Origin of the sequence: Cellulomonas sp. KH9 (assembly GCF_900114185.1) — a bacterium.
Taxonomy (GTDB): domain Bacteria; phylum Actinomycetota; class Actinomycetes; order Actinomycetales; family Cellulomonadaceae; genus Cellulomonas.
Genome location: NZ_FOSE01000003.1, coordinates 424,053 through 444,543 on the forward strand (window position 1 = coordinate 424,053; position 20,491 = coordinate 444,543).

Sequence of the window (20,491 nt, forward strand, 5' to 3'; positions counted from 1 at the left end):
GCGTGGCCTGATGTCCGCCGTCGCCGTCTGCCTGGCCGCGGTGCTGGCGCTGCCGATGACGGCGGCGTCCGCCGCCCCCGGTGACCCGCAGTACCTGAGCCTGACCAAGACGGTCGACCGGTCCGAGCTGGCCCCGGGCGACTCGTACACGTACCGGGTCGAGGTGTCGTGCTCCGAGCAGTCCTGCCTGGACGCGGTGCTGCGGGACACGTTGGGCGAGCACGCCGGGCACGAGCTGCGCGACGTGCAGCTGCTGGCGTCGGCCCCCGGCCTGACGTTCGTGCCGACGTGGACGTCCGGCGGTGTCACCAGTGGCACCGCACCGACCGTCGTCGCCGCCGACACACGTCTGGACGTCACGTTCACGCAGCCCACGGTGAGCCCCACGGGCGTCGGCATCCAGTCGGGGCAGACGTTCACGGTGACCATGACGCTGCGCGTCCCGGCGGACCTGCCGCCGCGCACCGACGTCACGCTGGAGAACACGGCGACCGTCACCGCGTCGAACTCGTCGCCGGCGACGGGTGCGGCCTCCGTCCACGTGGTCGTGCCCGTGACCGTGGCCGTCACCCCCACCAAGTCGTGGGCCCCCGGTGAGGTCGCGTTCGTCGCGGGTGCCGCGTCGACCGTGCGGCTCGGTGCCACCAACGCGGCCAACGTCGCCGCGGCGCGGCTCGTGCTGCAGGAGCCGGCGGTCGCGCCCGAGGGTGCCGAGTCGCTCGACGCGAGCAACCCCTTCGCCCTGGTGGACCTGGCCTCGCTCACGGGCGTCGCGGTGCCGGCCCAGTGCACCGACGTCACGGTCGACGCGTACGTGCTGGTGGACGGCGTGTGGACGTGGGTGCCGGGCACGGGTGGCCTGGTGCTGCCCGGCGTCGACGCGGGCGACGTCGCGGGCGTGCGCGTGACGTGCGAGGGCGACGTCCCGGTGGGGGCGACGCTGTCGCTCGACCTGGGCGTCACGCAGCGCACCACCCACCGGACGTCCGGTGCCGACCTGTCGCGCCAGACGCACTCGCTGGTCAACACGGTGGCCGCCACGGCCGACGTCACGGGCCTGGCGCCGGTGACCCGCACCGCGACCGCCCCGTACCGCGTCACACCCGCCCGGCTGGGCACCGAGGTCGAGAAGTCGTTCGCGCCCGCCCGTGTGTCCGGTGGCGAGTCCAGCGTGCTGTCGCTGGTCGCCGCACAGGCGTCCGAGGTGCCGGTGAGCGAGCTGCGGATCGCCGACCTCGGGTTCTTCGGCACGGTCGCACGGTTCGGCGGGTTCGCCGACGCACCGACGTGGCCGACCGGTGCGGCGACCGCGACGGTCGTCCACCACCTGTCGGACGGGACGACGCAGGACGTCGCCTTCGACGAGGGCGACGTGCCCGGCGCGCCCACGCTCCCCGCCGGCGTGCACGTCACGGGCGTGGAGATCGTGTTCACCGGCGTGATCCAGCCCGACGCCGTGGCCGCCGGCGCGCGGGTGGTCGTGACCACGGCCGAGGACCCGACGGGCCCCGTGCGTCGCCTCACCAACACCGCGACCGGCACGGTCACGGCCGCCAACGGCAACACCGCGACCGACGACGCGTCCGCCGTCCTGGAGATCGTGCCGGCGTCGATCACGGTCGGGCTCACCAAGACCGTGCGGCCCGGCGCCACGCTGCGTCCGGGGGACCGCGCGGTCACCGAGCTGCGCACCTCCCTGGCGGTGTCCTCGTCGTACGTGACCGCCCGCGAGCTCGAGGTCACCGACGCGTGGGACGGCGCCGCCCGCGGCTTCTGGGACGCCTTCGACCTGGCCGGGATCGCGGCGACGCAGGTGCCGTCCGGCGTCGCCGTGGCGGTGTCGGTGCAGACGGTGCCGGGCACGTGGGTGGACCTGCCCCCCGAGCCCGCCCGGCCCGACACGTGGCTGCTCGCGATGGACGCCGACGCGCTCGCCGCCGCCCTGCCGGGCGGGACCGACCTGACGAGCGTCACCGGCGTGCGCCTCGTCCTCACCGACGTCGACGGGTTCGAGGAGAACACGACGGTCACGCCGTACCTGGTGACCACGGCGCGGGCCCAGCTGCGCAGCGGTGGCGCGCTGCCCACGGGCACCACGACCCTGCCGAACGCGGCCGTGGCCGGCGGCAGCGGCACCACGACGGGCGGCACGCCGGTCTCCGACTCCGACGCCGCCGTCGACGAGGCGGGCGTGACGCCCGTCCCGTCGGGCGCCGGCGCCGTCGAGGCCCGCAAGACCTGGACGCAGGCCGCAGTGGCCGCGCAGACCGGTCAGCAGCGCACGACGCGCCTGGCGTGGCGCACGGCCCCCGGTGCGTCGTCGGTGGCGATCACCGACCCCGCCGAGGCGACCGACCCCGACGCGCTGACCGACCCCGCGCAGACCGTGTTCGACGCGTTCGACCTGGTGCGGGTGCCGGCCGTCGCGTACTCGCCGACCCCGTTCAGCAACGGCTGGTACCTGCGGTACGACACCGTGACGGACGTGCAGCTGCTGCTGCCCGCCGCCGGGGGCACCCGCACGTGGCAGTCGGTGACGGCACCCGCGGGTGGCTGGCACGACGCCACCGGCTTCGTCGGGCACCGGCTGACCGCCGCCCAGCGTGCCGACGCGCGGGGCGTGCGCCTGGTGCTGGGTGAGAACACCGCCGCGCGGCAGGCCGCGGGCACGCTCGGCGCGACGCTCGACCCGTTCGCGCCGCTGCCCGGCACGGGCGTCGCGGCGGCGTCCGTCGACCGCACGTTCGACCTGGTGTGGCAGCTGCGCGAGGTGCGTCGCTCGGGTGGCTGGGTGACGCACGAGGCGACCTACAACCGGCCCGGCGCGGGTGTGGTGCGCAACACCGTCGACGTCACCGCGCAGCGGCCCGGCGGTCCGGTGTCCGCGACGAACCACGCCGACATCGTGGTCACCGGCTCGACGCCGCTGGTGCGGATCGAGAAGACCGTGTCGACCTCCGACGTCGCGTACGTGCCGCGTCCCGGGGTCGTCGCCGCGGCGGACTGGCCCGCGCGGACGTTCACCGTGCGCGCGTGGAACGACTCCGTGGCCCGGGCGTCGTACGTGCGCGTGAGCGACCCCGCGTGCTCGGACGTCGACGTGCAGGCGTCGTGCGCGCTCGCGGACCCCACGGCCGACCCGTTCGGGACGTCGGTGGACTGGCTCGCACCCGGTGCCGGCGCGAGCGCGTTCGACAGGTTCGACCTCGTGGGCGTGGCGGTCGCGGTGGACCGTCCGGCCGAGGTGGACCTCGCGGCATCCACCGCGTGGGTCCTGCGGTACCGCGACGGCGCGTACGTCAGCGAGCGGACCACCGTCGCGGCGCTGGCCGCGATGACGGCCGCCCAGCTCGCGGACGTCGTGGGCGTCAGTGCGACCTTCCAGGGCACGGACCCGGCCGTCACGGGCGGGACGATCACCCAGGGCAACCGCCTGAGCCTCGTGCTGAGCACGCGGCTGCGCACGCACGTGCGCTCGACGGGCGCCGAGCAGACGCTGCGCACGGGCGCCACGGTCGACGTCGAGAACCACGCGTACGCGCAGTCGTACGACCCGGTGCTCGCCGGCGACGTCCTCGCTGCGGGCACGGACGACGCGCGGGTGCGGCTCACCGGTGGCGACCTCAACGTCGGCGTCACCAAGACCGTGACGCCGTCCACGGTGACCGAGCCGACCCGCGCCCAGCCGCTGACGGTGACGCTGCGCGCGAACCAGGGCACGGCACCGGTCGGCACGCTCGCGCCCGCGCAGGTGCGGCTGCAGGACGACGCGGCCACCTCACCCGAGTTCTGGGACGCGTTCGACCTGGTCGGGCTCGGCGCGGTGACGCTGCCGGCCGGTGCCGACCGGGTCGCCGTCGACGTGCACGGCCCGTTCGGTGCGGACGGCGCCGACGCGTGGCTCCCGGGGACGCCCGCCGCGAGCAGCCCTGCCCTGCCGGTACCGGCGGAGCGGCTGAGCGACGTGCAGGGCGTGCGGGTCGTGTACTCGCGCGCCGACGGCGGCCTCTTCTCGACCGCGGTGCCCGCGGCGGGGTGGTCCGCACAGGTGCAGCTCCAGGTGCGCCTGCGGGACACCGCGCGGGCGTCCGGTGACCCGATCACGCTGGACGGCACACCGCTCGCCGTCGAGAACGTGGTGGTGGCGCAGGCCGACCGCCTGAACGGCGAGGTGTCGCAGGAGCGCGCGTCGGCGGCGGTCGTCACGGCGTTCGAGGGGACCCACGAGCTCGCGGTCACGAAGCTCGCCAACGGGGGCGACCGCACGGTCGACGTGGGCCGCGCCGTCCCGTGGGACCTCACGTTCGGCAACACCGGCACCGGCTACCTGACGGTCGCCGAGCTGCGGGACACGCTGCCGGCGTCGCTCGTGTGGACCGGTGAGACCGCGCCCGAGGTGACGGTGCCCGCGGGCGGGGGCATGTCCGACCGGGTGACCGTGACCCGCGACGGGGCCGACCTGGTGGTCGCGTGGCCGGCCGACGCGCGCACGCTCGCGCCCGGTGAGTCGGTGACCGTGCGGCTGCAGCTCGAGCTGCAGCCGGGGCTCGGCGCCGGCCAGCGGGCCGTCAACACCATGACGGTGCGCACGGACCAGACGCTCGACGCGTGCACCGCGATCGACGGCAGCCGGCCCGTGACGGGCGCCTGGGCGTCCGACGCGACCACGTGCGGGGCGACCGACCACGTGCAGCCGCGCAGCGGGCCCAACCTGTTCACCGTCAAGGGCGTCCGCGGGTCGCAGCCCGGTGCCGCGACCCCCGACGGGCAGGAGTGCTCCCCGCTGGTCGAGGCGACCGGCGGCGCGTACTACCGGACCCCGTGCGTCGCGCGCTCCCTGGTCGGCGGCGTCGACGACTGGGTGCTGCGGGTCGTCAACGGCGGCACCACCAGCGTCGAGGAGCTCACGGTCTTCGACCCGCTGGCCGCCGCCGGCGACACGATGATCATCTCGGGCCAGCCGCGCGGGTCGGTCTACCGCCCCCAGGTCGTGGCGGGATCGCTGCAGGTCACCGCGCCGACGGGCGCCACCGTGGTCACTGAGGTCACCACGACGCCGGACGTGTGCGCGGGCACGTGGGCGGGCCTGACGAGCGCCGGGGTGTGCGAGCAGTCCGGCGAGTCGTGGGCGCCCGTGGGCCCCGGGACCGACTGGTCCGCGGTCACGGGCCTGCGGGTCCGCGTGGACCTGCGCACGTCCGCCGGGGGCGCGCTGCTCAGCGGCCAGGCCATCGACGTGACGTTCTCGACGCGCAACGTGCCGGCGGACGCCGACGCACCCGACGGCGTGCCTGCCGGCGTCGCGGCCGACGACGTCGTCGCGTGGAACCAGTTCGGGGTGAGGTACCGCGACCTGGGCGCGGCCGAGTGGAAGAAGATCGCGCCCGCCAAGGTGGGCGTCGAGGTGCTGACGGGGCCGCTCGAGGTCCGCAAGGTCGTCGACGGCGCGGCGGCGGGCTACGCGCCCACGAGCTTCACGGCCGACGTCGTGTGCACGCTCGACGGCGCGGCGCTCGACCTGGGCGCCGCGGCGCTGCTCACGCTCGACGATGCGTCCGGGTACGTCGCGCGGCTCGACGGCATCCCTCTGGGGGCGCGGTGTGCCGTCACCGAGACGGGGGCGCCGGGTGACCACGGCGAGGCGACGCGCACCGGCACCGTGCACGTCGAGGTGGACGAGCGCGCCGCGGCCGACGGCAGCGTGCCCGCGGCGCAGGTCGCGACCGTCGCCAACACCTACGCGTACGGCGAGGTGTCGGTGACCAAGCGCGTCGACTCGGCCGCGACCACGGGCCTGCCGGGCCCGTACACGTTCGCGCTGACGTGCACCGCGGCCGTCACGGGGGAGCCGGTGCTGTTCTCGGGTGCCGAGGAGCTGACGTTCGAGGTGGCCGACGGCGGGACCTTCACGGTGCCCGCGGGCACCGTGCCCGTCGGCGCGACCTGCGCGTTGCGCGAGACGGGTACCGGCGGCGCCGACAGCGTCGTCATGGTCGGCGACGGGGTGGCGCCCAGCGGCCCGGGGGCGGCTGACGTGAGCGTCGGCACGGAGCCCGTGCACGTCGAGGTCGTCAACGGGTTCGACGCGGGAGTGCTCGAGGTCCGCAAGGAGGTCGACGGCGACGGCGCCGCCACGTGGGGCGCGCAGGCGACCTTCGGGTTCACGGCCGTGTGCACGTACGCCGGGCGCACCGTGCTCGACGAGCGGTTCGACCTGCGCGCCGGGCGGGTCCGCACCTTCGGCGTCTTCCCCGTCGGCACGTCGTGCCTGGTCGAGGAGGTCGCCACGGGCGGCGCCACCCGCACCGCCCTCGCGCCTGCCGACGGCGTGGTGACGGTCGACGCACCCGTGGCGGGCGACGAGGTCTCGACGGCGGTCGTCACGGTGACCAACACGTTCGACCTCACGTCCGTCGACGTCGTCAAGCGCGTCACGGGCGACACCACGGCCGAGGGCGCGCAGGGGCCGTTCACGGTCGCGCTGGCCTGCACCTGGCCGGTCGACGGCGACGACGTCCCGATCGCCGTACCCGGTGGTGCCGAGCGGGTGCTGCGTGCGCCGTCGGCGCTGACCGCGACGTGGGCGGGGCTGCCGGTGGGTGCCGACTGCGTCGTCACCGAGACGGTCACCGGCGGCGCGGCTCACGTGTCCGCGGTCGTCGCCGTCGCCGGCGGCGAGCCCGTGGCGACGGACGGCCCGCGGGTGCCCGTCGTCGGGCTGGCCGGCACGACCGGGCCGGGGCAGGCGGTCGTCGAGCTGGTCAACCGGTTCGACGCCGCCGAGGCCGCGGCCGCCCGCCCACCGCTCGCCCTGACGGGCGCCGACGTGCTGCGCGTCGGGCTCGTGGCCGCGCTGCTCGCCGCGGTCGGCGGGGTGCTCCTGGTGGTCCGCAGGCGCGCGTCCTGACGAGCACGGCGGCCGGGCCCACCAGGCCCGGCCGCCGCGTCGCCGGGGGCGGCTCACCCGAGCGGCGTACGCGCGCCGTGCGACGTGCGACGACGGTGCAGGATGTGCGCCATGCGCAGCGACATCTTCGACCGGTCGAACCTCGAGGTGGAGAACGGGCAGCGGTTCGTCCTCCAGAGCCCCAAGATGCTCAAGGTGACCCTCGGTGAGCCCGTGCTGGCCGCCAAGGGCGTCATGGTGGCCTACCAGGGCGCCGTGCAGTTCCACCACAAGGGCTCGGACTCCCTCGCCACGTTCGTCAAGCGCGCCATCAGCAGCGACGACCAGGCGCTCATGACCGTGTCCGGGCAGGGCGACGTGTTCTTCGCCCGCTACGCCGAGGACGTCTTCGTCATCCAGCTCGAGGGCGACGCCATCAGCGTCGGCGGCACGTCGCTGCTCGCGTTCGACGCGTCCCTGCAGTGGGACCTGCACCGCACCCGCGGCGCGGGGATGATGACCGGCGGGTTCTTCAACACCGTCGTGCACGGGCACGGCTCCGTCGCCCTGACGTCCGACGGCAAGCCCGTCATCCTCGACTGCTCGCAGCAGCCGACGTACGTCGACCCCAACGCCGCCGTCTGCTGGTCGGCGAACCTGGCACCCGAGGTCGTGTCCAGCATGAACATGTCCTCGATGCTGCGCGGCGGGTCCGGCGAGGCGTTCCAGTACAAGTTCCACGGTCCGGGGTTCGTGGTGGTGCAGCCGTCCGAGGGCTTCGCGGGGGTCGTGCAGACCAGCTGACGGGCGCCGGGGCTCAGCCGCCCAGGACGCGCTGCCACCAGGAGCGCCGCGGCGCCAGCAGGCCGGGCACGGCGCCGTCGGGTGCGCCTGCCGGCTGCGCGGGTGTGGGCTGTGCGGCGGACGCCGCCGGCGGCTCGGGGACGGCGGGGCGCTCCCGGAGCGTCGTCACCACCCGGTCGAGCAGGTCGTCGACCGCGTCCTGCGCGTACCCCTCACGGAACTTCGTGGGCCGGAACCGCGCCTGCAGCACCCCGTCGGCGGTGGCCGGGTCGTCGATCGCCGTCCCGCTCTCCACCGCGCGCAGCGTCGCGACGACCTTCGCGAGCAGGCCGTCGACCTCGCCCTTCTCGTACCCCTCGGTGAACGTGGTGAGTGGCAGGCGGGCCTGCTGGACGTCGTCGGCGGTGAGCATGCGCAGATCGTGCCACCGGGACCGCCAGGCATCGCCCGGACGTGCCGAGGCGGGTCGGCGACGTCACCCGCCGTGGAACGGCCGGTGCCGCGACCGGGCGGTCGGTCGCGGCACCGGCACCGTGCCGCCGGTCAGGTCAGCACAGGGTCCTTGCGGTCGTCGGCGTCCCGCTCGTCCGGGTCGGCAGCCTCGGCCGCGGGCGTCTCGTCCTCCGGCTGGTACCAGTCGGTGAGCACGGGGTCGTCGGTGTCCAGCCAGGCGCCCGCACCCTCGTCGGGCTCGGTGGCCACGACACCCACGACGAAGTCGTCGCCGTGTTCCTCGATGCCCGCACGGACACCCTGCTCCAGGGCCTCGCGGGCGTACCGGCGCCGCAGCGTCAGCGGGTCGCGCGCCAGGTCCTTGGCCCACGCGACCATCACGAAGATGACGACGACCGCGAACGGCAGCGCCGCGACGATCATGAGGCTCTGCAGGCCCGTCAGGGCGACCTGCCCGCCACCGACCAGCAGCACGGCGGCGATCGTCGCGAGCGCGACACCCCACAGCACCGTGGTCCAGCGACGCGGCTCGGGGTTGCCCCGCTCCGAGAGGCTGGCCATGACGATGGACGCCGAGTCGGCGCTGGTGACGAAGAAGATGACGATCGAGATCACCGCGGCCACCGAGGTCAGCGCACCGAACGGCAGCTCGTCGAGCAGCAGGAACAGCATGTCCTGACCGGACTCCGCCTGGCTGATGCCGGCGCCCGTCTGCTCGAGCCACATGGTGGTGCCCCCGACCACCGTGAACCACACGAGGCACACGGCGCTGGGCACGACGATCACGGCCGTGACGAACTCGCGCAGGGTGCGCCCACGGCTGATCTTGGCGATGAACAGCCCGACGAAGGGCGTCCACGACACCCACCACGCCCAGTAGTACGTGGTCCACGCGCTCATGAACTCCTGCGCGTCGGGGGCCGTCGCGGCGGACTGGGCCATCAGCGTCGGCAGCTCACCGACGAACGTCATGAGGGCGCCGGGGACCAGGTTGAGGAGCAGGACGGTCGGCCCCGTCACCAGGACGAAGAGACCGAGCGCACCGGCCAGCGCCATGTTGATGTTGGACAGCGCGCGGATGCCGCGCTTGAGGCCCGACACGGCCGAGAGGATGAACGCCACGGCGAGCACCGCGATGATGCCGACCAGCGCCGCATTGCCCAGGGTGCCGATGCCGCCCACGATCTCGACACCACGGCCGATCTGCAGCGCACCGATGCCCAGGGACACCGCGGTGCCGAACAGCGTCACGACGATCGCGAACACGTCGACGACCTTGCCGAGCAGGCCGTGCGAGCGAGCACCGAAGATCGGCTCGAGCAGCGCCGACATCAGCGGCACGCGACCCTTGCGGTACGCCGCGTACGCGACGGCGCCGCCGATCAGCGCGTAGTAGGCCCACGCGATGGGGCCCCAGTGGAACGTCGTCTGCGCGAGTGCCACGTGCATGGCGGCGTTGCTGCCCGCCTCGGTCGACGCGGCGAACGCCGGCGGCACGTCCGTGAAGAACGTCATCGGCTCCAGCGGGCCGTAGAACAGCAGACCGATGCCCATGCCGGCGGAGAACAGCATGGTGATCCACGAGACGGTCGAGAACTCGGGGCCCTCGTCGTCCTGCCCCAGCCGCACCGCCCGGTGGCGGCCGAACCCGACCCACATCATGAAGCCGAACACGAGCACGGTGAGGATGCTGAAGAACCAGCCGAAGTCCTCCGTGACGATCGCGAACCCGCCACCCGCGAAGGCGGCGAGCCCCGACGGGCTGGCGACGCCCCACACGATGACGCCGGCGACCAGTGCGGCGGCGACCGCGAACACGACCGTGTCGACGCTGAACCGGCGGTGCGTCTGCTCGACGCCGATCCCCGGGAGCAGCGCGGGGTGTGGTGTCCCGACGGTGCTGGGGGAGGTCACCTCCTGCAGGATCCGCGCTGCGCGTGCGCGCTGCGCGGCGGTGCGCGGACCGTCTTCGGTATGCGGGGGTTCCGTGTGCTGGTCGTTCACAGCTGCCTCTCGTCGGTGGCCGGGCCACCGAAGAGGGTCACGGCTCGACGCGCGCCGCGCGAGCGATCGGGCCGAAAGTTGCGGAGACCGCGAGCGGGACCGCACGGTGTTGGCACCGCGCGCCGCAGGTGGGTAGAACGCGCGCGTCTGCGCGACGGGGTCAGGCGTAGCCTCGAGCGTCCGTGAGTCCGCCTCGGTAAGGAGTCCTGCGTGAGCTGGGTCGAGCACGCCGTCCTGTGGCAGGTCTACCCGCTCGGCATGACCGGGGCCCCGATCCGGGAGCGCACCCCTGACGACGCCGGGCACCGCCTGCGGCGGCTGGAGCCCTGGCTGGACTACGCCGTCGAGCTGGGGGCGTCCGGGCTGTCGCTCGGGCCCGTCTTCGAGTCGCAGACCCACGGGTACGACAGCACCGACCAGCTCGCGGTCGACCGGCGCCTCGGGGACGACCAGGACTTCGACGCGCTGGTCGCCGCGTGCCGCGAACGCGGTCTGCGGATCGTGCTCGACGGCGTGTTCAACCACGTCGGCGCAGGTCACCCGTACTTCCAGGAGGCGCTGCGGGAAGGCCCCGGCAGCCGCTACGCGTCCTGGTTCCGCATCGATTGGCACGCACCCGGCGGCCCCCGGGCCGCGGACTTCGAGGGGCACAGCGCCCTGGTCGCGCTGGACCACACCACCCCCGAGGTCGCCGAGTACGTCGCGACCGTCATGCGGCACTGGCTCGCCCGCGGCGTCGACGGCTGGCGGCTCGACGCCGCGTACGCGGTGCCGCCGGAGTTCTGGGCGCGTGTGCTGCCCGCCGTGCGCGCGGAGCACCCCGACGCGTGGTTCGTCGGCGAGGTCATCCACGGCGACTACACGGAGATCGTCGAGGCGTCCGGCATGGACTCGGTGACGCAGTACGAGCTGTGGAAGGCGGTGTGGAGCTCTCTGCTGGACCGCAACCTCTTCGAGCTCGACTGGTGCCTGACCCGGCACGACGGGTTCCTCGAGCACTTCGTCCCCCAGACCAGCGTCGGCAACCACGACGTCACCCGCATCGCCAGCAGGGTCGGCCCCGAGCAGGCCGTCCTCGCGCTCGTCGTGCTCATGACCACCGGCGGCGTGCCCTCCGTGTACTACGGCGACGAGCAGGCGTTCACGGGCGTGAAGGAGGAGCGGCTCGGCGGCGACGACGCGGTGCGCCCCGCGCTGCCCGACGACCCGAGCGGCCTGGCCGCCGAGGGCTGGTGGATGTACCGCGTGCACCAGCAGCTCATCGGCCTGCGTCGCCGCCACCCGTGGCTCGTGCGCGCCCGCACCGAGAAGGTCGAGCTCAGCAACACGCGCTACGTGTACACGGCGCGGTCGGCGGACGGCACGGAGCACCTCACCGTCGAGCTCGACCTCGACGCGACCCGGGCCGTCGTCCGCGACCCCGCCGGGACGGTGCTCTTCCAGCACGGCTGACCCGAGGCGTTCACAGGTTCGCGCGCGACACTCGTGCGACCCACCGATGGGCGTCGAGGTCGACGGAACGGAGGAGGTCGTCACCATGCCGACGCTGCTGCAGCCCGTGAGCCGGGCGCTGGACGGGCTCGTCGAGGCGCACCTGGACGCGTTCGGGAAGACGTACGTGAAGGCACGCGGTCGGGGCCTCCCACCGCGACGCGCGTACGCCCGGGGGACCGTGGTCGCGCTGCTGCTCGCCCCGGCCCCGACGATGCGCGGCCCGCGCCGCGAGTGGGCGATCGCCTGCGAGGAGGAGATCGCCGTGGGGCGGGCACGCCAGGTGCTGAACCGGTGGTCGGCTGCGTGACCTGCGGCTCGCCGCCCCGGTTCACCGGAGCGTGCACCCAGGGCCGTCGGTGGTGTCGGGGGGTCGATGCCGAGATCACCCGGGGTCGGGGTCCGCTCCCGTCGTGCACGTCTTGATGTGAAACGCACCAGGCGACCATCGTGGGGCCACTGACGCACGACGCCCAGGAGCGCACATGAGCGACAGGACGCACTACTGCCGCGGCGAGCAGGCGCGCGTCGCCGTCAGCGAGTTCGCCGTCCAGGGCGACGGGACGTGGGTGCACGTGACCTCGGCGTCCGCGGCTCACGACGACCAGGGGTTCTCGATGCTGCCCGGCGCCGGCGGAGTGTGGGTGTACGACGCCGTGGGCGGCTTCGGCCCAGCCGACGGAGAAGTCGACCTGTGACCGGTGAGCGGCAGGACGCACCGGACGAGACGCCGACGACCCAGGACGACAGCGACCTGGTGAAGCTCGAGCTCGAAGCCGAGATCGCCTCGTCCGCCGCCTTCGCCGCCGCGGTGATGGACGCCAGCGCCGGGTCGCTCGAGCGCTCGCGCGCCGGTGCGGACACGGTGCAGAAGTCCGCCACCGCGATCTTCGCGCTCTACACCGGTGCCCTGACGCTCGCGTTCTCCGTGACCGACCAGCCACTGCCCCTGCGTGGCGCGATCCCCGGGTTGTTCCTCGGCGCGGCGATCGCGCTCGCTGCCGGGTACGTGGCGTTCCTGGGGAGATCCGCCCCCGTGGAGGCGGACTTCCGTGGCGGGTCGGCCCCGGTACGGGAGATGAAGCGGACGACGTTCTTCACGCGCTGGGTCAACGAGTCCGTGCTGCGTCGGGGGCACTGGTTGCGCACGGCCGTGTGCGCCCTGCTCATCGGTGTCGCGGCGCTGCCCCTGCCGTTCCTGACGCTGCCCGAGCAGGTCACCGCGACCTCCGCGCAGTGCCCGGCCGAGACCGACAGGGACGAGGCGAGTGGCGCGTGCCTGCCGACGTGGCCGACGATCCCCGAGGGCACAGCCGCTGACGTGACACTTCGGACCGAGCTGTTCGAAGCGCAGGTGGCCGAAGCCGCTGCCGCTCGGGAGAGCGCCCGAGCAGAAGCTCAGCGATCGCCGGACGACACCGCGTGGGTGCTGGGGTTCACGGGAGCGGGCGTCGTCCTCTGCGTCCTCGCCTTCTTCTGGGACCGGTGGGCACTGGTGCGAGGCCGGCGGGCGGGCACGACGCGCGGCGGCGCGGACCGTCACGCGGCTGCGCCACCGCTGACGGTGCCGGGCGCCCACGGTGGCGGCTGAGTCCCGCACGCGCAACGACAGGCGGACCGCTGACGAGCACCGCCTCGTCGACGAGGGAGCGGGCGAAGCCATCGCCACGAGGGCCCGCCGGTACCCCCACGGGGGCAGGAGGCTCTCGTGAGCTTCGGCTGCTTGCTCATCGGCATGGCAGTGGCCTGACGGGCCTGCGGCTCGTCGGGGACGGAGGTCGGCGCGTTGTCGTCCCTGGGCATCAGCGGCCGGTCCCGGCTCCTCGGCGCCGCCCTCCGACGGGCGCTCCCGCCCGCAGCGTGCCTCGGCTTCCTGGACCTCGCCACGTGGTGTTCCGGCTTGCCCGAGCGCCCGAACAGCCTGACCCGGAACCACCTGGCCTGTCCTGTTCTCGGGGCGCGCGCCACCGAGGCCTGAGCTGAAGTCGATGATGGAACAGATCGCCGCGACCAACGCCGGCATCAGCGCCGACATCGGTGGCACCTTCCGCGTGCGGATCAGCGAGGTCGCGATCACGGGTGAGGGTCAGGCGTCGGCCTCCACGTGCTCGAACTACGCCGAGGCGTCCTTCGTGGATGCCGACGGTCAGTACACGCCGGAAGAGGCGGGGATGGGTGAGCCCGCACGCAACGTGGACACGTTGCGCGACGTCGGCGGCGTCTGGCAGGTCGCGACGAGCGAGTACACCGGCCCGTGCTGAACCGACACGCGCGTGTCGTCGCCGTCTCGTGCCTCGTCGCGCTGACCGTGCTGGCGCCGCAGCCCGCTCACGCCGCCGGAGGGTTCGGGAACTGGGACACCAACCAGCCACCACCTGCCGCCACCGCCGGCGCCGGCAACGGTGCGGTGAACGCCGGTGCCACGACCGAGGTGACGGTCAGTAGCGGCGGTTCGACGACGGCCGGCGCACCGTTCTCCTCGACCAGGAGCGTCCCCGTCCCGCGCCGGTGCTGGTAATGGGCCGGGTACAGCGGTCAGGAGTACGACGAGGTGTGGGGCCCGGACGGCACCGCGTACACGTCCCCGTCGGCCAACGGGTACCTGGAGCCGAGCCTGTACGACGGGTTCGAGCAGTACCAGTCCGAGACGACCGGACGCTGGTACGCGGCTGAGTGCGCCTCGCACGTCTCACGCGAAGACGCTGCGGCGTACCGCGCCGCGCACCCGCCGGTGTACGTCCTGCCTGGCACGGACCCGCCACCGACCGACGAGGGCCTGGACCCGCAGTTCCTCGCCGAGGTCGCGTTCGAGCACATGGAGCTGCCCGTCGGGGTGATCCGCTGGAACCCGTCCCTGGACGGCACCGGTGCCACGGTCGTCAACATGGACACGTTCGTGTGGGTCGAGAACGCCGCGACCGAGGTCCAGGTCACCGCCTCGGTGCCCGGGGTGACCTCGACCGTCACCGCCCGGACGAACGCGATGACCTTGCAGGCGTGACCCGCTGAGCGACGCGGACGCGCCGGGCCGACGCGTCAGCCGGTCGGGTCGGGCCGATCCAGCTCGTAGGACTGCGCTACCTGGAACGTCATGGCCAGCAGGTCGTCTGCCCCGGCGCGCCATGAATCGGTCTGGGTGAGGTAGACGTAGATCATCGTGTCGCCCCAGAAGACCTGTGAGATGGGGGCCGCTGTCACGTACTGGTCGGAGGTCGCGCCGACACCCCAGGCGGCGCCGTCGGCCACGTCCGGGTCGAACCGGATGTCCGGCACCCGCACGGGGGACGGCTCGTCACCGTCGATCGCGGCACGCACCTGCTGTGCCTTGACGTCGTCCAGCGGGTGCAGCTCCACGACGACGAGCTCGCCGTCGGCGTCGTCGCTGAACGCCTCGCACCTTCCGGTGCCCGCGCCGTCACGGACGACGATCTGGTCGTCGGACCGCCCCACCGACAGGCCGGTGGCGAGCTCGACGTCGGCGACGGCGATCCCGCACACCAGCGGCGCACCGGCGGCCACGGCCGACGAGACGGGTGTGGGTGAGGCCGTGCCGGTGGGGCTCGGCCCGCCGGTGCACCCGGCCAGGGCGAGCGCTGCTGCGACGGCGATCACGACGGCCCGCTGGTGAGTGGTCACTTGATGTTCCCCCACGCCGACCCGAAGGGGTCTCGCACCGTGTTCTGGAGCAACGCCCCGTTGGACAGGTTCGCGACCCACGCCCTGTAGTCCTCCGACGAACGGTCGAAGCGGGGCGGGTCGGCGCCGTCGACCTTGGCGGTGTCCAGCGGTGCCGTGTACAGCGAGGCGTCCACGTTCGCCGCAGCGAAGGCGTCGTCCTCGAGGTAGCCGGACTGCAGCAACGCGTTCAGGACGCTCTCGACGGCGCTCTCCGGGACCTCCTTGTCGAGCACCCGGAAGAGCTTCACCTGCTCGGAGGCGTCGACCTTCCCGGCTGCGCTGATCGCCTCGCCCACAGCCTTGTCGAACAGCCACTGCACGTTCTTGTTGTCGCTGACGTCCGGGATCATCGGCAGGCTCGCGGCCAGGCCCAGCGCGTCGGCGAACGCCGCCTGGCGCGCCTCCCGCAGGTCCTTCTCGTCCTGCGCACCGGCGTAGCCCTGCTGGACCGTCCACGAGAGCGCTTCGGACGACCTCAGCAGGGTGTTCGAGATCCGGGGGATGTCCCGCCGTCCGGTGATCAGGTCGACAGGCGCGCCGGGGTGGATCGCCAGCGTCTGGTCCAGGGCGGTCCTCAGGCGCAGGTTCGACGCGACGGCCAGCCCTGCCATCACCACGTCGACGTGTGTACCGTCCTGCCCCAGCGTCTTCAGCACAGGCGTGAGCAGCTCCTCGTCGAACACCGCCCCGTACGCCTGCCCGGGCCCGTACAGCAGGTCGGACGTCCCGTCGTTCATCGCACGCCGGTCCAGGACGGCACCGTCGGACAGGTCGTCCACGTCGACAGCGACAGCTTCGAGCAGGTCCATGCCGTAGGTCGCCAGCATCCTGGCGACGGTCGGTCGCAGGCTCTCGGGCAGGTGCCATCCGGGGTCCTGGGCCTGGAGGAACGCTGCGTCGCGGGCGTCGTGACCGGTGTGCGCGCCGATGAGCGCGATCGTCTGGGTCGTCAGCCGGGCCGACGTGCGCCCGGTGCTCTCCCGGTCACGCAACGTCATCGTCGCGGCGTCCAGCACCTGGGAGAACGCGCGCCCGGGGACACGGTCGAGCTCCCAGGTGCGGTTCTCGACGAGGTGCTTCAGCCGTGAGGAGACCTGCAGCTTCTGGTCTCCCACCTGCACCATCTGCTGCTCACCGGTGACGAACACCCGCTGCGCGGCACCGGGGTCCTTCGCCAGGCCCGCCAGCAACGTGGACAGCGGGTCACGCACCTTGAGCCCGACCGCGTCGTACACCCCGGGGCCGTCGTCCGCGTTCGACAGCGGGTTGCCGCGTGACAGCCACATGTCCTCCACGTCGGGACGTGACCGCTCGTCGTCGATCACCGCACCGGTGACCTCGACGAGGAAGTCGGAGTCCCACCGGCCGGACGTGACCAGCAGTGCCAGGGCGTTCGCGTGGTCCGGCGCCGCCACCGCGTCCGGGTACACGGCTCGGTTCACCTCGGAGGTGATGTGCCGCACCCACTGCCGTGCGTAGCCCGACGGCAGCGCCAGGTCACCGGTGGCCCGCGTCGCGGTGCCCATCGTGCGCGCGAGCCCCACCACCGTGCGGGCGTACCAGGCGTCGTCCTGGTCCGAGCCGGCGTGTGCGGAGGACAGCTGCTTCACGGCCTCGGCGAGCTCGCCCACCGTCAGGCTCTTGGCCAGGGCGGAGGCGAAGTACGGGTCGTCGCGGTACGACTCCAGCAGGTCGACGAGGTCCTCGTCGAGCGGTCCGTCCACCGCGCGCAGGGCATGCGCCACCCGGTGGGCCATGGTCTGGGCGTGCGCGGGGTCGACGGTCGAGACCAGCGCCTCGTCGAGCATGACGGTCCCGGCCGGCCAGGTCGCCTCCTGCCCCTCGAGGACCTGCGCGAGCGCCAGGCGGCGCCGCACCCCGGGAAGCTCACCGCGCGCCCAGGCCACCGGCCCGTCCAGCGCCCACGTCCGTGACGGGTCGAGGTCCAGCCGGTCGAGGTCCGCGCGCAGCAGGTCCCGAGCGTGCAGCACCGTCTCGATGCCCTCCTCGAGCCCTCGCGCGACGTCGGCCATCCCGGCGACGTCGATCCGCACCTCAGCCACCGTGCCCGCCCGTCACGCGGGTCGTGCCCTGCGGTCGTCACGCGGCACCAGGGCCGGCTCTCGGCTGTGACGCAGCTCGATCGCGTCCACGCAGCCGCCCGCCGCCACCGTCGCCGAGTGCTGCGCCTCGACGCAGCCGCCGTAGAACGTCTGCGCCAGCGGGCTGTCCCAGGCCCCGGCGGACATCGCCCGGTCGACCCGCGCGAACGCCCGACCGACCAGCGCGGCCTGCCGGCGAGCACCCGGCAGCGCCCTTCCCAGCCGCTCGCGGTACCGGTTCGGCACCTGCTCGTCCTCGGGCACTTCACCTCCACGGCGATCGGGACCGGCACACTCTACGGGGACGGAACGTCCGTTGTGGGTGCCTTCGGATCAGGCGGGGACGATCCAGTCGTCTCACTCCCAGCTGGACGACTGGCTCTACCGCGGACGCATGGTCGCACTCAAAGCCCAACGTCAGGCCCTCGTCATGTTGAGCTTCGCCGTCACGCACAACGTCGTTGCTGACTGGTACCACCGCCGCAGCGAACGGACCTCGGCGCCCGTCTTGGTCGCCTGAACCCGAACACGGAACGACAGCCTCAGCCCCAGCCCTCCGGCCAGGGGCTGCTGGCGCGTGCCCTGGCCGCGCTTCGGTAGTCTGGACCCGCGTCAGACGGGCCGTGCAAGCCCGCCCGGCGTCGCAAGGGACTGACGAGGGCGCCGACGGACGTACCGATCGTGATCTGCGACGGGTTTTCGACCAGGTTTCCCGCAGGTCCCCTGCGCCTGTAGCTCAGGGGATAGAGCACCGCTCTCCTAAAGCGGGTGTCGGCAGTTCGAATCTGCCCAGGCGCACCGAGTGTCGTCGACGGTCAAGGGCCGGCGCTCGCGGCTTCCTCCTGGCGCCGCTGATCCTGGTCAGCAGGTGGCGAGCATCTCCGCGAGCGCGTCGTACTCGGCTGAGGTGACCGTGAGGGACCAGGTGGTCTTGATGGTGGCCCAGTCGGTGGCGTAGGTGCACCAGTAGCTCGTGGCGGGCGGCTTCCACTCCTCGGGTCCCCGGGAGCTCTTGGACTGGTTGAGGTTGTCCTCGACGGCGATGAGGTGGCCCGCGTAGGCCAGGTCGTTGGCGTAGGCGCGCCTCGTGGCGGCGTCCCAGGCCCACCCGCCGGACTTGTGCGCGTTGGCCAGGGGCACCATGTGGTCGATGTCGACGTCGGAGGGGACGGTCCACGTCTGCCCGGAGTACGGGTCGGCCCACCGGCCCGAGGTGACGTTGCAGCCGGGGCCGTCGTAGGTGACGGGCACGAGCGACTCGGCCGCGAGGACCTCGTGGCGCGTGTCCTGGCAGTCGCCGTCCGCGTCGATCCAGTGCTCCCACGCGCGCCGGTCGTAGGCGACGCCACCGTCGCTCTGGGGGGCGACCGTCAGGCTCTGCAGCGCTGGGTGCGTGGCGGGCGGTGGGGTGTACCCGGCGCCGGTGAAGTACCCGCTGACGTCCAGGATGACGTGGGCCGTCGTCGGGGTGTGGACGCTGAGCTGCCCGTGGTCCCCGAGGGTGCCGATGGTGGACGTGGCCGTCGTCTGGCCCGCGCCGGTGAAGTTCACGCTCGAGGCCGAGCCCGGTGTCGCGCGTCCGGTGGGCATGACCTGCAGGTAGCCGGCAGCGGCGGTGTCCGTGGCGGTGACGTTGAGGAAGACCGCGGAGACCCCGGACGCGGGCAGACCGGTCCGGCCCTGCGGGTCGACGGTCAGCTGGGTCCCCCCGGCGAGCGCTTCGCCGGGGCTCTGGCGGGTGTCGGCGAGGCGGCCGGGAGTGACCGGGACGAACAGGCCCTCGGTGGAGGTGCCGGCGGTCGGTCCGGTGAAGTAGCCGACGACGTCGGCGATGACGTCGGTGCCGCTGGAGTTGTAGAGCTGCACGCTGCCGTCGCTGCCGACCGGGACGATCACGAGGTTCGCGACGGTCTGGCCCGCGGCCGTGAGGTTGACGTTCGACGTCGAGCCGAGCGACGTGGGGCCGCTGGTGGGCACGACCTGGACGAACCCGGGCCCGGCGCTGTCGGTGGCGGTGACGGTCATCGCGACCGCCGATGCCCCGACCGCGGGGACTCCGGCCCTGCCGGCGACCGGCAGAGTGATCGTCTCACCGGGTGCCGGCCGCGGGTGCGGGTCGTGCGAGGGGGTGGCCGGCGGGGGCAGTCGGACCGGGTGGTTCGGCGCGCCGGGAAGCGACTCGCACGGGATGAGGTCGCCGTTGCCGTCGAGCTTCGCGACGTCACCGAAGCTGTCGTAGTACCGCCAGAACCACTCGTTCGCGGCGGCCCACGTCGCGAAGTTCCCGCAGTTGACGACGTCCCCGGGGTTCGTCGGCCCCGGGGGCGGCGGAATCGGCGGCATGCCCGTCCGGTCGCGGGAGTCGAGCACGCGGGTCGGGGTGAGGGCGGTGTAGCGGCCTTCCGCGCTGTTGTCGACCCCCGTGAAGTACCCCTGCACGTCAGCGATGAGATGGCCGCCGACGACGTTGAAGAGGGTCACCTTTCCGTCCTCGCCGATGGGGACGGTGACCAGGTTGGAGACGGTCTGGTCGGTCCGGTAGACGTTCAGGTTCGACGACGCCCCGAGCTCGCCGCTGCCGGTGGGGAGCACCTGGACGAAGCCCACCTGCCGCGGCTGCGTCACCGTCACGTTCAGCGTCACCGCGGTCGCGGCGCCACCGGGGACCCCGCCGACGCCCGCCACCTGCAGGTCGAGGGTCGACCTGGCCGCAGGAGCCGCCGCCCCTCCCTCACGGGTGTCGAGAATCCGGTGCGGGGGGAGTGGCACGTACTTGCTCGTACTCGTACTCGTGCTCGCGGACGCAGCAGCGGCTCTCGGCTGCGGGGAGGCGGCCGCAGGGGTGGGACCGGCCACCGTGCCGGCGAAGAGCGTCAGGGCGGCAACGAATGCGGTGCCGGCATCCCGAATGGTCAGCATGGGTCACTCCTCTTCGAGGCAGTGAGAATAACGTAGCCATGCGGGTGGAAATGCCGCCCGGCGGCCGATCACGCCGGCAGATCAGCGCGTCGTCGGCGAATGCCCGGAAAAGGGCCATCGCACGAAATGCCCGTATCGAGTCCCGTACGAGCGT

General features: G+C 73.3%; 15 protein-coding genes and 1 tRNA gene. 10 read left to right on the plus strand and 6 right to left on the minus strand.

What is annotated here, in order from left to right; all coding sequences use genetic code 11:
* The first annotated feature begins 10 nt into the window (after positions 1–10).
* Both BMZ16_RS11835 and BMZ16_RS11840 read left to right on the plus strand, forming a co-directional pair.
* Positions 11–6,907, plus strand: coding sequence for a DUF5979 domain-containing protein (locus tag BMZ16_RS11835; protein WP_089800662.1), 6,897 nt, complete (start codon positions 11–13; stop codon positions 6,905–6,907).
* Positions 6,908–7,018: 111 nt separating this feature from the next.
* A complete protein-coding gene (locus tag BMZ16_RS11840; protein WP_089800665.1) occupies positions 7,019–7,690 on the plus strand; it encodes an AIM24 family protein in 672 nt (223 codons plus the stop codon).
* Positions 7,691–7,703: 13 nt separating this feature from the next.
* Here BMZ16_RS11840 and BMZ16_RS20050 read toward each other — a convergent pair whose 3' ends face one another.
* Complete coding sequence (locus BMZ16_RS20050; RefSeq protein ID WP_089800667.1) at positions 7,704–8,102, minus strand: DivIVA domain-containing protein; 399 nt, start codon at positions 8,100–8,102, stop codon at positions 7,704–7,706.
* 131 nt (positions 8,103–8,233) lie between these two features.
* Complete coding sequence (locus BMZ16_RS11850; RefSeq protein ID WP_255366593.1) at positions 8,234–10,057, minus strand: BCCT family transporter; 1,824 nt, start codon at positions 10,055–10,057, stop codon at positions 8,234–8,236.
* 300 nt (positions 10,058–10,357) lie between these two features.
* Between BMZ16_RS11850 and BMZ16_RS11855 the strand changes: the two genes are divergently transcribed.
* The 7 genes from BMZ16_RS11855 (at position 10,358) to BMZ16_RS11890 (ending at position 14,639) form a co-directional block, all read left to right on the plus strand.
* On the plus strand, positions 10,358–11,599 hold the full coding sequence (locus BMZ16_RS11855; protein WP_089800669.1) for an alpha-amylase family protein: 1,242 nt from the start codon (positions 10,358–10,360) through the stop codon (positions 11,597–11,599).
* An 85-nt stretch (positions 11,600–11,684) separates the two neighbouring features.
* The gene (locus BMZ16_RS11860; protein ID WP_143082817.1) at positions 11,685–11,948 is read left to right on the plus strand and encodes a hypothetical protein; all 264 of its coding nucleotides are present in this window, start codon (positions 11,685–11,687) and stop codon (positions 11,946–11,948) included.
* A 175-nt stretch (positions 11,949–12,123) separates the two neighbouring features.
* Positions 12,124–12,336 carry a hypothetical protein gene (locus tag BMZ16_RS11865; protein WP_089800673.1) on the plus strand — a complete coding sequence of 71 codons (213 nt, stop codon included), beginning with the start codon at positions 12,124–12,126 and terminating at the stop codon, positions 12,334–12,336.
* Complete coding sequence (locus tag BMZ16_RS11870; protein WP_089800675.1) at positions 12,333–13,229, plus strand: hypothetical protein; 897 nt, start codon at positions 12,333–12,335, stop codon at positions 13,227–13,229. The genes BMZ16_RS11865 and BMZ16_RS11870 overlap by 4 nt, the downstream gene beginning before the upstream one ends.
* A 400-nt stretch (positions 13,230–13,629) precedes the next feature.
* Positions 13,630–13,899 carry a hypothetical protein gene (locus tag BMZ16_RS11880; RefSeq protein WP_089800679.1) on the plus strand — a complete coding sequence of 90 codons (270 nt, stop codon included), beginning with the start codon at positions 13,630–13,632 and terminating at the stop codon, positions 13,897–13,899.
* Positions 13,893–14,156, plus strand: coding sequence for a hypothetical protein (locus BMZ16_RS11885; protein ID WP_089800681.1), 264 nt, complete (start codon positions 13,893–13,895; stop codon positions 14,154–14,156). Before BMZ16_RS11880 ends, BMZ16_RS11885 begins: the two co-directional genes overlap by 7 nt.
* Before the next feature lie 33 nt (positions 14,157–14,189).
* On the plus strand, positions 14,190–14,639 hold the full coding sequence (locus BMZ16_RS11890) for a hypothetical protein (protein WP_089800683.1): 450 nt from the start codon (positions 14,190–14,192) through the stop codon (positions 14,637–14,639).
* Between the two features lie 35 nt (positions 14,640–14,674).
* Here the strand turns inward: BMZ16_RS11890 and BMZ16_RS11895 are convergent, their stop codons facing one another.
* The 3 genes from BMZ16_RS11895 to BMZ16_RS11905 are packed head-to-tail and all read right to left on the minus strand — an operon-like array spanning position 14,675 to position 17,682.
* The gene (locus BMZ16_RS11895) at positions 14,675–15,274 is read right to left on the minus strand and encodes a hypothetical protein (RefSeq protein WP_089800684.1); all 600 of its coding nucleotides are present in this window, start codon (positions 15,272–15,274) and stop codon (positions 14,675–14,677) included.
* Complete coding sequence (locus tag BMZ16_RS11900) at positions 15,271–17,370, minus strand: hypothetical protein (protein ID WP_143082819.1); 2,100 nt, start codon at positions 17,368–17,370, stop codon at positions 15,271–15,273. The genes BMZ16_RS11895 and BMZ16_RS11900 overlap by 4 nt, the downstream gene beginning before the upstream one ends.
* Before the next feature lie 21 nt (positions 17,371–17,391).
* A complete protein-coding gene (locus tag BMZ16_RS11905; RefSeq protein WP_089800688.1) occupies positions 17,392–17,682 on the minus strand; it encodes a hypothetical protein in 291 nt (96 codons plus the stop codon).
* Between the two features lie 461 nt (positions 17,683–18,143).
* Here BMZ16_RS11905 and BMZ16_RS11915 point away from each other — a divergent pair.
* Positions 18,144–18,216, plus strand: a tRNA-Arg gene (locus BMZ16_RS11915).
* Between the two features lie 63 nt (positions 18,217–18,279).
* On the opposite strand, the gene BMZ16_RS19555 is transcribed toward BMZ16_RS11915, so the two are convergent.
* The gene (locus BMZ16_RS19555) at positions 18,280–20,187 is read right to left on the minus strand and encodes an HNH endonuclease family protein (RefSeq protein WP_218143352.1); all 1,908 of its coding nucleotides are present in this window, start codon (positions 20,185–20,187) and stop codon (positions 18,280–18,282) included.
* Positions 20,188–20,491 lie beyond the last annotated feature (304 nt).

Coding starts and splice junctions, on each gene's coding strand:
- BMZ16_RS11840 (WP_089800665.1), top strand. CDS start 7,019: ATGCGCAGCGACATCTTCGACCGGTCGAACCTCGAGGTGGAGAACGGG.
- BMZ16_RS20050 (WP_089800667.1), bottom strand. CDS start 8,102: ATGCTCACCGCCGACGACGTCCAGCAGGCCCGCCTGCCACTCACCACG.
- BMZ16_RS11865 (WP_089800673.1), top strand. CDS start 12,124: ATGAGCGACAGGACGCACTACTGCCGCGGCGAGCAGGCGCGCGTCGCC.
- BMZ16_RS11880 (WP_089800679.1), top strand. CDS start 13,630: ATGGAACAGATCGCCGCGACCAACGCCGGCATCAGCGCCGACATCGGT.
- BMZ16_RS11835 (WP_089800662.1), top strand. CDS start 11: ATGTCCGCCGTCGCCGTCTGCCTGGCCGCGGTGCTGGCGCTGCCGATG.
- BMZ16_RS11860 (WP_143082817.1), top strand. CDS start 11,685: ATGCCGACGCTGCTGCAGCCCGTGAGCCGGGCGCTGGACGGGCTCGTC.